Here is a 12,704-nt window from a genome sequence, read left to right on the forward strand (position 1 = left end):
CCCCGTTCACCACGTCGGGGGCGTGAACCCCGCGTCCTCGAGGATGGGCTTCCAGTGCTGCTGGACCGAGAGCCGGGTCACGCCCATCGCGTCGGCGACGCTGGTCTGTGATCGCTCGTCGCCGGCGACGAGCGCCCCGGCGTACAGCGCCGCCGCCGCCATCGCGGGCTTCGACCGGTCGGCCTCGGGGACGTGCGAGAGGAACAGGTCCGTCGCGTTCGACCGCGCCTCGCCCGACAGGTCGAGCGACTCGGCCGCCCGCCTGAGGTCCCGCAGCCACTCCTCGTTCTCCACCTCGTCGCTCGCCCGGTACACTCCCGGCGGTTGGTCGCGCCCCTACTTAACGGCTCGGCGCCTCCGACAGGTTCTTACGGCGATTGGCGGTACGTGATGGCGAGCGCGGGTAGCCAAGCCAGGCCAACGGCGCAGCGCTTAGGACGCTGTCCCATAGGGGTCCGCCGGTTCGAATCCGGTCCCGCGCACTTCAGATGGAACGAGGACGTCGGCCCGTGGCCCGCTCACGGGTCCTCCCTACTCGTTCCACACCTTCCGGGGCATCGGGAGCCCCTCCCACAGCGCCGGATCGATCGGGTCGGCGACGTCCACGTCCAGTTCGTTCTCGAGTATCCACTCGAACTGTCGCACGTGTTGGCCCGTGTGCCACGTCGTCCGCTCGAAGAACTCGTGTTTCGTCGGCTGTCCCCAGAAGACGTCGGCGGTTTCCGACCACTCCGCCGTTCGTCCTGGCCCCTCGAACCAGTCCCGGAATCGACTCCGGACGGACCGCCCGTACGTCGAGAGCGCGACCGTCGAGTGGGGGTCCCAGTCGTGTTCCATCCGGGGGACGCCATCCATCGGGACGCCGGCCTCGTGCATGACGAACACGTCCGGGAGGCTGAAGACGTGCCGGACGAGTTCACCGTAACTCCGCGGCCTGTTCGGGATGTCGGTGTGTAGCTCCGCTTCCGGTACGCGTTCGAGGTACCGAAGCGTCGTCGAGAGCATGACGTCGAGCCGGTCGGACAGTTCCTCGACCGGCAACGGTTCGGCTTCGTGGTCGATTCCGACGAGGTCCGCGACCTTCGGGACGTCCTTTCCGTCCGCCCAGTCGTCGCCGACCCTGACGACCGGGACGTGCTCGGGGAGCCCGTGCTCGGCCATCTCCCCGATGATCTCCGGATCCGCACCCCTGACCCCTATCGGCGACGGGTCCGCCGGCTCATCCGCCGCGTCGTTCGATCCCACTACGTTGTGCGAGACGAACTCGACCCCGTTGCGTTCCAGGAACTCCTTGACTCGAAGACAACTCGTACAGCCAGTCGCCCAGTAGAGGTGCGTGTCTGGTGTGGACATGTCTCACGACCCGTTAACACGCGTTCCGGGGGTAAAGATACCGTGTCACGTGCCCAACTCCCGATCGCTCATCGACCGCTCTACGCGTCGTACCAGTCCGAGACGTGTCTCCCCCCGTCCGCACCCTGCAAGCCGGGCGCATGACGGGGTCGCAAGGACTTTGACGTGTCCCTTGTACCTATAACGAAATGTCTCCTCCCGCCGACCTGCTGTCCGACCTGGTGGCGGACGTCGACGAAACCTTCCTCTTCTCGCCGACCGGTTCCATGTACGACCGGTTCCTCGAGGCCGACGAGCCGGTCGTCGTGGTCGCCGCCGGAAACGAACACGACGCCGAGCGGTACGTCGAGTTGCCGCTCTCGTTCGAGAACGTCCGCGACCGGATCCGGTTCGGCGTCGAGGGCGCGATGGACAAGGACTACGTCGAGGACGGCGACACGGTCGCCTGCGCGGTGGGCGTCCTGGACGAGGCCATCGACGCCGTCATCCGGACGACCGTCTCCGCGTCGATGCACTCGGGCATCTACGACCTGTTCGCCAACTCGCGGGCGGACCCGAACGTCATCCGCGACGTGTTCGACGTCGCCATCGAACTCGGGAAGAAGGGCCAGAAGGGCAAGCCGGTCGGCGCGCTGTTCGTCGTCGGCGACGCGGGGAAGGTGATGAACAAGTCCCGCCCGCTCTCGTACAACCCGTTCGAGAAGTCCCACGTCCACGTCGGCGACCCCATCGTGAACGTGATGTTGAAGGAGTTCTCGCGGCTCGACGGCGCGTTCGTCATCAGCGACTCGGGCAAGATCGTCTCGGCGTACCGCTACCTCGAACCCGCCGCCGAGGGCGTCGACATCCCGAAGGGACTCGGCGCCCGGCACATGGCGGCGGGCGCCATCACCCGGGACACCAACAGCATCGCCATCGTGCTCTCGGAGTCCGACGGGCTGGTCCGGGCGTTCAAGGGCGGGAAACTGCTCCTCGAACTGGACCCGGAGGAGTACTGAGCCATGTCGGTCGCCGACGCCCCGCGGGTACTCGCGCAAGTGCCGCCGGACGGGACCGATCGGATGATCGACGCGGTCCCGGCGCGCGTCTGGCTCGCGGTCGGGGTTCTCGCGCTGGGCGCAGTGCTCAGCTACCTCGTCATCGCCGTGAACCGGCGGATCCTCCAGGGCGCCGGCGTCCCGGAGGCGATCGAGGGCACCGCCTTCGAGCGGACCGCGAGGGAGTTCGGCACCACGACGGTCACCATCATCGCCCGACTCACCGGCTACTTCATCTTCATCCTCTCGGTGCTGGTCGCGCTGACGGTCGCGGACGTGAGCTTCATCTCGGAGTTCTGGAACCGCGTCGCCGTCTTCCTCCCGCGGCTGTTCATCGCGGCGCTCGTGCTCATCGTCGGCGTCGTCGTCGGCGACAAGGCGGAACTGTTCGTCGAGGAGCGACTCCGCGGCGTGAAGCTCCCGCAGACGAGCGTCCTCCCGCTGGCCGCCAAGTACAGCGTCTTCTACATCGCCGCCCTCGTCGCGCTCGGCCAGATCAACGTCGACACGGGCGCGCTCGTCGTGCTACTGGGCACGTACGCGCTCGCCGTGGTCCTGTTCTCGGCGCTCGCGTTCCGCGACCTGCTCGCCTCCGGGGCGGCCGGCCTGTTCCTCCTCTTGAACCAGCCGTACGGCATCGGGGACCGCGTCCGCATCGGGGACACCGAGGGGATCGTCCAGGAGGTCGACGTGTTCGTCACGCACGTCGAGACCGACGGCGAGGAGTACGTCGTCCCGAACCGCCGGGCGCTCACGGACGGCATCGTCCGCGTCAGGGACCAGTAACCCGACCGACGCCGCCCGTCGAGGGTCCCGGTCGCTCGCGTCCGGACCCCGTTTCCGGTCGCCGTCCCCGGCCGCTACTCCCGTACAACCGGTTCCGCCGGCACGCCCGCGACCGTCTCGCCGGGCGGTACGTCGTCGGCGACCAGCGAGTTCGCGGCGACCTGCGCGTCCGCGCCGACGTGCACGCCGGGGAGGATCACCGCCCCGGCGCCGATCATCGCCCGTTCGCCGACGACGACGTCGCCGACGCGGTACTCGTCCTGCAGGAACTCGTGACAGAGGATGGTCGCGTCGTAGCCGACGATGGCGTTCTCCCTCAGCGTGATCCGCTCGGGCCAGAAGACGTCGGGGGTCGCCTCCAGCCCCCACGAGACGTTCTCCTCGACCGTGGCGCCGAGGCGCCGGAGCAGCCAGTTCTTCCGGCGAAGGCTCCCCGACGTCCTGATGAGCCAGGTGAGGACGTAGTTCGACGCGACGCGGGGGTACGACTTCGCCTCGGTCCAGTGCCACAGCGAGTTGCGCGGCCCGGGCGTCGCGTGCCGCTCCAGCCTCCCGAACCGGTCCGGCCGGTCCCCGTCGGAATCGCCGTCACTGGCCGGTTCGGCGCCCGGCGGACCCCTCGCGGATTCGCCGTCGACCGCCTCCCCGCCTGTGCCGGCGCCGTCGGTCACGTCCTCGCCCGGTTCGCCGCCGGCCGCGTCCCCGTCGTCCGTCACGGTACCCCCTCGGGGCGACGCCGACATGAATCCTGCCGTCGTCCGTTCGGACTCGGCTTCGGCGTCGGGCCGCTCTCGACGCCGCCGTCGGACCGACCGAAGGCTCCGCCGCCGACCGCGGTTTCGGTTCTGATACCCGCGGCCGAACGTTTTTCCGCGGCATCCGGGACGTATCGGCGATGCCAGACAGACGACTCCAGGCCCGGATGCTGGTCTCCGGCGCGATCCTGTTCGGATTCTACGTCCTGCTCGCGAAGTTCGTGCTCGTCCCCCTGTTCGGACTGGGCGTCGCCGTCGCGGGAAGCGGCCTCCTCGTCGTCGGCCAGTACGTCCTCGGGAAGAAACTCGCCCTCTGGCGTGTCGATGCGAGGGAACTCTCCCGCGAGGAGTACCCCGAGGTGTACGATCGGTTCGAGCGACTCTGTGCCGACCGGGAGTTCCCCCGACCGGAACTGCTGGTCGGCGAGATGGGCACGCCCAACGCGTTCGCCGTCGGCCGGCGGGGCGCCGGCGTGGTCGTCGTCAGCGAACTCATGCTCGAACTGCTCGACCCCGACGAGGTGGAGGCGGTGCTCGCACACGAACTGGCCCACGTCGACAACCGCGACGTCGTGATGCTGCTGCTCGGCCAGTCGGTCGCGACGCTGGTCGGACTCACCGTCTTCTTCGTCGTGGACCTGCTCGCCGACGAGGTGCCGGGCGGGTTCCTCGTCGCGTGGGTCGTCTCCGTGCTCGCCCAGCTGCTCGTGATGACCTTCGTCTTCGCGATCTCGCGCTACCGGGAGTTCGTCGCCGACCGCGAGGCCGCCGAGGCGACCGACCCCGCGACGATGGCGTCGGCGCTCGCGACCATCGAGGCGGTCGGGACCCACGAGCGGGCGGCCGACGTCGACGACTCGGTCGCAGCGCTGTGCATCTTCGGCGGGAAGCGAGGGCTCCTCGCGGCGCTGTTCTCGACGCACCCGTCGACCGAGAAGCGGATCGCGAAACTCGACGCGATGATGGACTGACCCCGACCCGACCGACGGCCTCCCTTACTCGCCGCGCAGTTCTTCCGTGTGGTCGATCCGCCGCCGGACCAGGTCGGCGGTCCCGATGTCGTGTCTGACGTGGAACCCCTCGCCCGCGGCCGCCAGCGCCGACTCCGCCTCCTCCTCGGCCGCCGCGATGGAGTCGCCGCGGCCGACGACCGCGAACGAGCGCGACGTCGTCGTGTACAGGCCGTCGTCGCGCTCGTCGACGCTGGCGTAGAAGAGGAGCGCCTCCCCCGCCGCCTCCTCGTCGACCTCGATGCGCGCGCCCGCCTCCGGGTCGGTCGGGTAGCCGGCCGGGACGGCGTACTTGCAGACGGTCGCCTCGCCGGAGAACGAAAGCTCCGGGAGCGGGTCGCCGTCGCGCGCCGCGGTCAGCACGTCGAGGAACGGCGTCTCGAGGGCGGGCAGCGTGTTCGTCGCCTCCGGGTCGCCGAAGCGGGCGTTGAACTCGACGACCTTCGGCCCGTCCGCGCCGAGCATGAACTGCCCGTAGAGGACGCCCTTGTAGTCGGGGAGGGCGTCGACGACCGCCTCGAGCACCGCGACCGCGTCCCCGTAGTCGGACTCGGTCATGAACGGGAGCGTCCGGCCGGTGTCGGAGTAGCTCCCCATCCCGCCGGTGTTCGGCCCCTCGTCGCCCTCGTAGGCCCGCTTGTGGTCCTGGACCGCGGGGGTGACGCGTAACTCGCCGTTCGCCACGAACGCCTGCACCGTGAACTCCTCGCCGATCAGGCGCTCCTCCACCACCCACTGGTCGTGGTCGCTCCCCCGAACGTACTCGGCCGCCTCCCCGTGGGTCACCTGGTCGCCCGTGACGCGGACGCCCTTGCCGCCGGTGAGCCCGATCGGTTTCACCGCGACGTCGTCCCCGGCTTCGCCGACCTCCTCGACGTACGCGGCCGCGGCCCCGGCGTCCTCGAACGTCTCGAAGCCGGGACAGCCTGGGATCGACTCCCCGCGCATGAACCGGCGCTGGAACGCCTTGTCGGTCTCCAGTCGCGCCTCGGCGGCCCGAGGGCCGAACGTGTAGACCCCCGCGTCGTCCAGCGCGTCCGCCACGCCCGCTTCGAGGGCGGACTCCGGGCCGACGACCGCCAGGTCGGCGCCGACCTGCCCGGCGTACGAGACGATGCCGTCGGCGTCGCGCTCGCCCGCCGTCTCGAAGCCGTCCGCCAGGGCGGCGATGCCGGGGTTGCGGTTGCTCGCGCACGCGAAGAGGTTGCAGTCGTCGGCCAGCGCGCGGGCGATGGCGTGCTCCCTGCCGCCGCCGCCCACGAGCAGCACCGTCTCGGTCATGGTCGGAGTCGGTACGCACAGGGGTGTAAAACTTGCTCTCCGACCCGCGTTATGTGTGCACGTTGATGTGGTGGACGTGGTCCGCTCGCGCGGACGCTCGGGTCACGCTCGACCGCCGCCCGCCAACCGTTCGCCCGCCAACCGTCCGATCGACTGCCTACCGTCCGACCGACGACCGCGACCACCCGACCGCCCATCTTTTCCGCTGGGCGCCCGACCTAGCCGACATGACCGATCCGACGGCGCGGAACAGGCTGGACGAGGAGGCCAGCCCGTACCTCCGCCAGCACGCCGACAACCCCGTCAACTGGCAGCCGTGGGACGAGGCGGCCCTCGAGGCCGCGCGGGAGCGTGACGTCCCGCTGTTCCTCTCGGTCGGCTACTCCGCTTGCCACTGGTGTCACGTGATGGAGGAGGAGTCGTTCGAGGACGACGCCGTCGCCGAGGTGCTGAACGACTCGTTCGTCCCCGTGAAGGTGGACCGCGAGGAGCGCCCCGACCTCGACCGGGTGTACCAGACGGTCTGCCAGCTGGTGAGCGGCCGCGGCGGCTGGCCGCTCTCCGTCTGGCTCACGCCCGAGGGGGAGCCGTTCTACGTCGGGACGTACTTCCCGAGGGAGGGCCGGCGGGGGATGCCCGGCTTCCTCGACGTCTGCCGGAACGTCGCCGACTCGTGGGCCGACCCGGAGCAGCGCGCCGAGATGGAGAACCGGGCCGAGCAGTGGACCGCAGCCGTGACCGACGAACTGGAGGAGACGGGGTCCGCGGACGAACCCGCGGGCGTCGAGACCGCCGACGGCGCGGACGCGACGCCGGACGGAACTGACCCCGGAACTCCGCCCGGGGACGAACTCCTCGACGACGCGACGACCGCGGCGGTTCGGAGCGCCGACCCCGAACACGGCGGGTTCGGTCACGGGGGCCCGAAGTTCCCGCAGCCGGAACGGATCGACCTCCTCCTGCGTTCGTCCGCGCGCTCGGGCCGCGAGGAGCCGCTCGACGCGGCGCTCCGGGCGCTCGACGCGATGGCGAACGGCGGGCTCTACGACCACGTCGGCGGCGGCTTCCACCGCTACTGCACCGATCGCGAGTGGGTCGTCCCCCACTTCGAGAAGATGCTGTACGACAACGCGGAGCTCCCGCGGGTCTACCTCGACGCCTACCGGCTCACCGGCCGAACCCGGTACGCCGTCGTCGCCCAGGAGACGCTCGCGTTCGTGTCGCGGGAGCTCACCCACCCCGACGGCGGGTTCTACGCCACGCTCGACGCGGACTCCGGGGAGGGCGAGGGTGCCTACTACGTCTGGACGCCCGACGCCGTCCGCGAGGCAGTCGACGACGACCTCACGGCGGACCTGCTGTGTGACCGCTACGGCGTGAGCCGGTCCGGGAACTTCGAGGGCGGACGGTCCGTGCTCACGGTCTCGACCGACGTCGAGACGCTGGCCGCCGAGTACGACCTCGACGAGGACGAGGTACGCGGCCGGCTGACGGACGGTCGGCTCGACATGCTCGAGGCGCGTTCCGAGCGGGAGCGCCCCCCGCGGGACGAGAAGGTGCTCCCCGGGTGGAACGGGCTGATGATCTCGGCGTTCGCCGCGGGCGGGTGGGCGCTCGGCGAGGGGCTCGCGACGCACGCGACGGACGCGCTCTCGTTCGTCCGCGAGCACCTCTGGGACGGCGAGCGGCTCTCCCGGCGGTACATCGATGGGGACGTGAAGGGCCAGGGGTACCTCGAGGACTACGCGTTCCTCGCCCGGGGCGCGTTCGACACCTACGGGCTGACCGGCGACGTGACGCACCTCTCGTTCGCGCTCGATCTCGCGCGAGTGATCCGCGAGGCGTTCTACGACGCCGACGCGGGCACCGTCTACGCGACGCCGGCAGACGGCGAGGAGCTGGTGGCGCGACCCCAGGAGCCGACGGACCAGTCGACGCCCTCCAGCCTCGGCGTGGCGACGTCGCTGCTGCTCGACCTCCACGGGTTCGCCCCCGACGAGGGGTTCGAGGACGTCGCGGCCGACGTGCTCGCGACCTACGACTCGCGGGTCCGCGCGAGTCCGCTCGAACACGCGACCCTCGCGATGACGGCCGCCAAGCGTGCCCGGGGTCCGCTCGAACTGACGCTCGCCGCCGACGAACTGCCGGCCGAGTGGCGCGACACCGTCGGGGGTCGCTACCTCCCGGGGGCGGTCGTCGCCCCCAGGCCCGCCGACGAGGCGGGGCTCGACGGCTGGCTCGGCGAGCTAGGGCTGTCGGAGGCGCCGCCGGTGTGGGCGAACCGCGGCGCCCGCGACGGCGAGCCGACCGCGTACGTCTGCGAGAACTACACGTGCTCGCCGCCGAACCACGAGCTGCGGGCGGCCCTCGAATGGGCGAGCGAGCGGGAGGAGTGACCCGCACGCGGCTCGACCGGGGGACGGGCCCCCACCGACGCCGAGCTACGGGGTGAGACGGCCGCTCGCACCCGTACGACGGCCACTTCGTGATGTTTAAGTAGGGTTCCCGTCTTGTACCGAACGGAGATACTGCAGGGGTGATCGGACCCCGAGTCCCGGGCGCGGACGCTCGAAGGGCGACGATACTGAACGCAGGTGTTGCGGTAGCCAAGCCTGGCCCAAGGCGCTGGGTTGCTAACTCAGTGGCGCAAGCCTCCGGGGTTCGAATCCCCGCCGCAACGCTGTCCAGCCACCAAAAAGACATGAGTGCAGAAGAACCAGAGGACGCGTCAGACGGCGAGGAGGAGGAGGACCTCCAGTACTTCGTCCGGATCGGCCAGACCGACCTGGACGGGACCAAGTCCGTCGAACGCAGCCTCACGGAGATGAAGGGTATCGGCCAGCGGACGGCGCGACTCGTCGCCGAGACCGCCGACGTGGACCGTACGGCCACGTTCGGACTGCTCGGCGAGGAGGAGATCGACGGCGTCGTCGACGTCGTCGAGAACCTCGAGGACCACGTCCCGTCGTGGATGGTCAACCGGCAGAAGGACTTCTTCACCGGCGAGACCACCCACAGGACGGGCGGTGACCTCCAGGAGAAGCGTCGCCACGACATCAACCGCATGAAGATGATCGACTCCTACAAGGGAGTCCGACACAAGCGCGGACAGAAGGTCCGCGGTCAGCGGACCAAGTCCACGGGGCGGTCCGAGGGCACCATCGGCGTCAACGTCGAGGAGATCCGCGAGGAGGCGGCCGAGGAGGCCGCCGCCGAGGAAGAGGAGGGTGACCTCGAATGACGACCGGCAACTCCACCAAGCGATACGAGACGCCGAACCACCCGTACCAGGGCGAGCGCATCGCACAGGAGTCGGACCTGCTCGGTCGCTACGGCCTGAAGAACAAGGAGGAACTCTGGCGCGCGCAGTCGGAACTGCGCGACTACCGCCGCGAGGCCCGGCGCCTCATCGGCGACGCGCAGGGCGACGTCGAGGTCGCGGGCGAGGCCGGCGAGGAGTTCGTCGACCGCCTGCGCCGCTACGGCATCCTGAGCGAGAACGACGGGATCACCGAGGTGCTGTCGCTCGACGTCACCGACGTGCTCGAGCGCCGCCTCCAGACGGTCGCCTACCGCAAGGGCGTCGGCCACACGCCCAAGCAGGCGCGCCAGTTCATCGTCCACGGCCACGTGACCGTCGACGACGCGCGCGTCACGCGGCCGTCCTACCAGGTACCGACCGCCGAGGAGGACTTCGTCTCCTTCGACGAGACGAGCCCCCTCGCGGACGAACTCCACCCCGAACGCGCGGAGGGTCAGTAAATGAGCGAATCAGAGAACACGCCACAGGGCGAGGGCACGTGGGCCATCGCCAACGTCTTCGCATCGTTCAACAACACGCTCATCACCGTCACGGACGTCACGGGTGCCGAGACGCTCGTGAAGTCCTCCGGCGGCGCCGTCGTGAAGCAGAACCGCGACGAGGCGTCGCCGTACGCCGCGATGCAGATGGCCGAGGGGGTCGCCGAGGACCTGCTCGCCCAGGGCATCGAGGGCGTCCACGTCCGCGTGCGCGGCCCCGGCGGGAACGCACAGAAGTCCCCCGGGCCGGGCTCGCAGGCGACCATCCGGGCGCTCGCGCGCGCCGGGCTTGAGATCGGCCGCATCGAGGACGTGACTCCCATCCCGCACGACGGCACGCGGGCGCCGAAGAAGAACCGGCTGTAACCCACCATGGCAGACGAATTCGACGTGGAGGTAGTCGCCCGGGACGACCGCTCGGCGAGCCTGCTCGTGCGGGGGCTCACGCCCGCCGTCGCGAACGGCATCCGGCGGAGCGTCCTCGCGGAAGTGCCGACGTTCTCCATCGACACCGTCCGGTTCGTGGAGAACACGTCGGTGATGTTCGACGAGATGGTGGCGCTCCGGCTCGGGCTCGTCCCGCTGACGACGCCGCTCGACGACTACGAGATCGGTGAAACCGTCACCGTCGCGCTCGACGTCGAGGGACCGGCGACGGCTTACTCGGGCGACATCGAGACGTCCGACGAGCGCGTCGTGCCCGCCGACGAGAACGTCCCCATCATCGAACTGAAGGACGGCCAGCGCCTCGAGTTCGAGGCCGACGCCGTCCTCGACACGGGGAAGAACCACGCCAAGCATCAGGCGGGCGTGGGCATCGGCTACCGCCACCTGCAGCGGGTGGAGGTCGTCGGCGACGCCGGCGAGTTCGAGGACGAGGAGCCCCGCATCCTCCGCGGCGTCATCGAGACGGAGGACGGCGAGTACGTCCACACGGACGAGTTCGACGCCGACCTCACGAACCGCTACCCCGGCAAGGAACTGGAGGTGACCGACGTCCCCGACGCGTTCGTCTTCAACGTGGAGTCGGACGGCTCCCAGGACGTCGACGAACTGATCCTCCGCGCGGTCGAGTCGCTGCAGGACCGCGCGGACGAACTGGCAACGAAGGTCGCAGTCTGAGACGACCATGTCCGCATCCCCCACACGAACGGCGTTCGCCCCCGCCACGAGCGACGCGTCGGCGACCGCCGTCGCCGCGCCGTCGACGGGTGGGACCGAAAGCCGTTTAACCGGGGATGCGGTACGACGGAGTGCCAGCAGGGATAGCCAAGTCAGGCCAACGGCGCAGCGTTCAGGGCGCTGTCCTGTAGAGGTCCGCAGGTTCAAATCCTGCTCCCTGCACTGTCACTCCGATTCTCTCGCGGCTCCGACGTGGGACCGTCGCTCCGGGACGGAGTCGACCCCCCGCGGAGCCACCACACTCCACTACGGAGGTTCACTATGAGTAGTAGCAAGACCAATCCGAGACTTCAGAACCTCATCGCCGAACTGAAGTCGGTCGCGCGCTCGTCCGACGCAGCCGTCTGGCAGGACGTCGCCGACCGGCTCGAAAAGCCGCGGCGCACGCACGCGGAGGTCAACCTCGGCCGCATCGAGCGGTACGCGAACGAGGACGAGACCGTCGTCGTGCCGGGCAAGGTGCTCGGCTCGGGCGTGCTCCGCAAGGACGTCACCGTCGCCGCCGTCGACTTCTCCGGCACCGCCGAGACGAAGATCGACCAGGCCGGCCGGGCGATGACGCTAGAGGAAGCGCTGTCGAACAACCCCAGCGGATCCGACGTACGGGTGATCCGATAATGAGCCTCGCCGAGTTCGACGCCGACGTCGTCGTCGACGCGCGGGACTGCATCATGGGTCGGGTCGCCTCCGAGGTCGCCCAGCGCGCGCTCGCCGGCGAGCGCGTCGCCGTGGTGAACGCCGAGCGGGCGGTCATCACCGGCAACACGGAGGCCACGATGGAGACGTACCGCAAGCGCGCGGAGATCGGCTCCGATCGCGGCCCGAACTACCCGAAGCGGCCGGACCGCATCTTCAAGCGGTCCATCCGCGGGATGGTCCCGTACAAGAAGCCGCGCGGCCGCGAGGCGTTCGAGAACGTCCGCGTGTACGTGGGCAACCCCTTCGAGAAGGGGGCGGCGACCGTGTCGCCCCGCGGCGACGGCGAGGCCGTCGAGGCCGAGATCCTGGAGGGGACCTCGCTGGACCGCCTGTCGAACATCAAGTTCACGACCCTCGGTGAGATCTCCGAGGCACTTGGAGCCAAGGTCACATGGTAACGAACACGTCAGGGAAGAAGAAGACGGCCGTCGCCCGCGCCACGGTGCGCGAGGGCGAGGGTCGCGTCCGCATCGACTCCGAGCCAGTCGAGCTCGCCGAGCCGGAGCAGTCCCGCCTCAAGATGCTGGAGCCGTTCCGCATCGCGGGCGAGGACCTCCGATCGCGAGTCGACATCGACGTAACCGTCAACGGCGGCGGCTACGCCGGGCAGGCCGACGCCGCCCGCACCGCCATCGCGCGGGGGCTCGTCGAGTTCCTCAACGACGCCGAACTCCGCGACGCGTTCATGGAGTTCGACCGCTCGCTGCTCGTGAACGACTCGCGACAGTCCGAGCCGAAGAAGTGGGGCGGGCCCGGCGCGCGTGCCCGCTACCAGAAGTCGTACCGCTGAGGTGGTCCAG

General features: G+C 69.9%; 15 protein-coding genes and 3 tRNA genes. 14 read left to right on the forward strand and 4 right to left on the reverse strand.

Features of this window, described 5'->3' with window-relative positions; genetic code table 11:
* Positions 1 to 6: 6 nt before the first annotated feature.
* Positions 7 to 315 carry a transcription initiation factor IIB family protein gene (locus HUG12_RS12375; RefSeq protein ID WP_179269066.1) on the reverse strand — a complete coding sequence of 103 codons (309 nt, stop codon included), beginning with the start codon at positions 313 to 315 and terminating at the stop codon, positions 7 to 9.
* 82 nt (positions 316 to 397) lie between these two features.
* On the opposite strand from HUG12_RS12375, the gene HUG12_RS12380 reads away from it, so the two are divergent.
* Positions 398 to 482 (forward strand) — tRNA-Leu (locus HUG12_RS12380).
* 49 nt (positions 483 to 531) lie between these two features.
* On the opposite strand, the gene HUG12_RS12385 is transcribed toward HUG12_RS12380, so the two are convergent.
* Complete coding sequence (locus HUG12_RS12385) at positions 532 to 1,353, reverse strand: DinB family protein (RefSeq protein ID WP_179269067.1); 822 nt, start codon at positions 1,351 to 1,353, stop codon at positions 532 to 534.
* Between the two features lie 188 nt (positions 1,354 to 1,541).
* Here HUG12_RS12385 and dacZ point away from each other — a divergent pair, with 188 nt between their 5' ends.
* Together dacZ and HUG12_RS12395 are read left to right on the forward strand one after the other, a co-directional pair.
* Entirely contained in the window at positions 1,542 to 2,351 is an 810-nt protein-coding gene (gene dacZ, locus HUG12_RS12390; protein ID WP_179269068.1) for a diadenylate cyclase DacZ, read from the forward strand.
* Between the two features lie 63 nt (positions 2,352 to 2,414).
* Entirely contained in the window at positions 2,415 to 3,176 is a 762-nt protein-coding gene (locus HUG12_RS12395; protein WP_179270639.1) for a mechanosensitive ion channel domain-containing protein, read from the forward strand.
* 74 nt (positions 3,177 to 3,250) lie between these two features.
* Here the strand turns inward: HUG12_RS12395 and HUG12_RS12400 are convergent, their stop codons facing one another.
* On the reverse strand, positions 3,251 to 3,724 hold the full coding sequence (locus HUG12_RS12400; protein WP_246308203.1) for an acyltransferase: 474 nt from the start codon (positions 3,722 to 3,724) through the stop codon (positions 3,251 to 3,253).
* Positions 3,725 to 4,071: 347 nt separating this feature from the next.
* Here HUG12_RS12400 and HUG12_RS12405 point away from each other — a divergent pair, with 347 nt between their 5' ends.
* Positions 4,072 to 4,902, forward strand: a complete 831-nt coding sequence (locus tag HUG12_RS12405) for a M48 family metalloprotease (RefSeq protein WP_179269070.1) — start codon at positions 4,072 to 4,074, stop codon at positions 4,900 to 4,902.
* A 24-nt stretch (positions 4,903 to 4,926) separates the two neighbouring features.
* Here the strand turns inward: HUG12_RS12405 and purD are convergent, their stop codons facing one another.
* Entirely contained in the window at positions 4,927 to 6,222 is a 1,296-nt protein-coding gene (gene purD / locus HUG12_RS12410; protein ID WP_179269071.1) for a phosphoribosylamine--glycine ligase, read from the reverse strand.
* 227 nt (positions 6,223 to 6,449) lie between these two features.
* On the opposite strand from purD, the gene HUG12_RS12415 reads away from it, so the two are divergent.
* From HUG12_RS12415 to HUG12_RS12460, 10 genes are all read left to right on the forward strand, one after another.
* On the forward strand, positions 6,450 to 8,618 hold the full coding sequence (locus tag HUG12_RS12415; RefSeq protein WP_179269072.1) for a thioredoxin domain-containing protein: 2,169 nt from the start codon (positions 6,450 to 6,452) through the stop codon (positions 8,616 to 8,618).
* Positions 8,619 to 8,818: 200 nt separating this feature from the next.
* Positions 8,819 to 8,902 (forward strand) — tRNA-Ser (locus HUG12_RS12420).
* 21 nt (positions 8,903 to 8,923) lie between these two features.
* On the forward strand, positions 8,924 to 9,463 hold the full coding sequence (locus HUG12_RS12425) for a 30S ribosomal protein S13 (protein ID WP_179269073.1): 540 nt from the start codon (positions 8,924 to 8,926) through the stop codon (positions 9,461 to 9,463).
* A complete protein-coding gene (locus HUG12_RS12430) occupies positions 9,460 to 9,984 on the forward strand; it encodes a 30S ribosomal protein S4 (RefSeq protein WP_179269074.1) in 525 nt (174 codons plus the stop codon). The genes HUG12_RS12425 and HUG12_RS12430 overlap by 4 nt, the downstream gene beginning before the upstream one ends.
* Positions 9,985 to 10,389 (forward strand): 30S ribosomal protein S11, encoded by a 405-nt coding sequence (locus HUG12_RS12435; protein ID WP_179269075.1) that lies wholly within the window; start codon positions 9,985 to 9,987, stop codon positions 10,387 to 10,389.
* 6 nt (positions 10,390 to 10,395) lie between these two features.
* Complete coding sequence (locus tag HUG12_RS12440; RefSeq protein WP_179269076.1) at positions 10,396 to 11,145, forward strand: DNA-directed RNA polymerase subunit D; 750 nt, start codon at positions 10,396 to 10,398, stop codon at positions 11,143 to 11,145.
* Positions 11,146 to 11,282: 137 nt separating this feature from the next.
* Positions 11,283 to 11,367 (forward strand) — tRNA-Leu (locus HUG12_RS12445).
* 99 nt (positions 11,368 to 11,466) lie between these two features.
* On the forward strand, positions 11,467 to 11,823 hold the full coding sequence (locus tag HUG12_RS12450) for a 50S ribosomal protein L18e (protein WP_179269077.1): 357 nt from the start codon (positions 11,467 to 11,469) through the stop codon (positions 11,821 to 11,823).
* Complete coding sequence (locus HUG12_RS12455) at positions 11,823 to 12,302, forward strand: 50S ribosomal protein L13 (protein ID WP_179269078.1); 480 nt, start codon at positions 11,823 to 11,825, stop codon at positions 12,300 to 12,302. Before HUG12_RS12450 ends, HUG12_RS12455 begins: the two co-directional genes overlap by 1 nt.
* Positions 12,296 to 12,694, forward strand: coding sequence for a 30S ribosomal protein S9 (locus HUG12_RS12460; RefSeq protein ID WP_179269079.1), 399 nt, complete (start codon positions 12,296 to 12,298; stop codon positions 12,692 to 12,694). The genes HUG12_RS12455 and HUG12_RS12460 overlap by 7 nt, the downstream gene beginning before the upstream one ends.
* Positions 12,695 to 12,704 lie beyond the last annotated feature (10 nt).

It is taken from the genome of Halorarum salinum (assembly GCF_013402875.1).
In the GTDB taxonomy this organism is placed as follows: domain Archaea; phylum Halobacteriota; class Halobacteria; order Halobacteriales; family Haloferacaceae; genus Halorarum; species Halorarum salinum.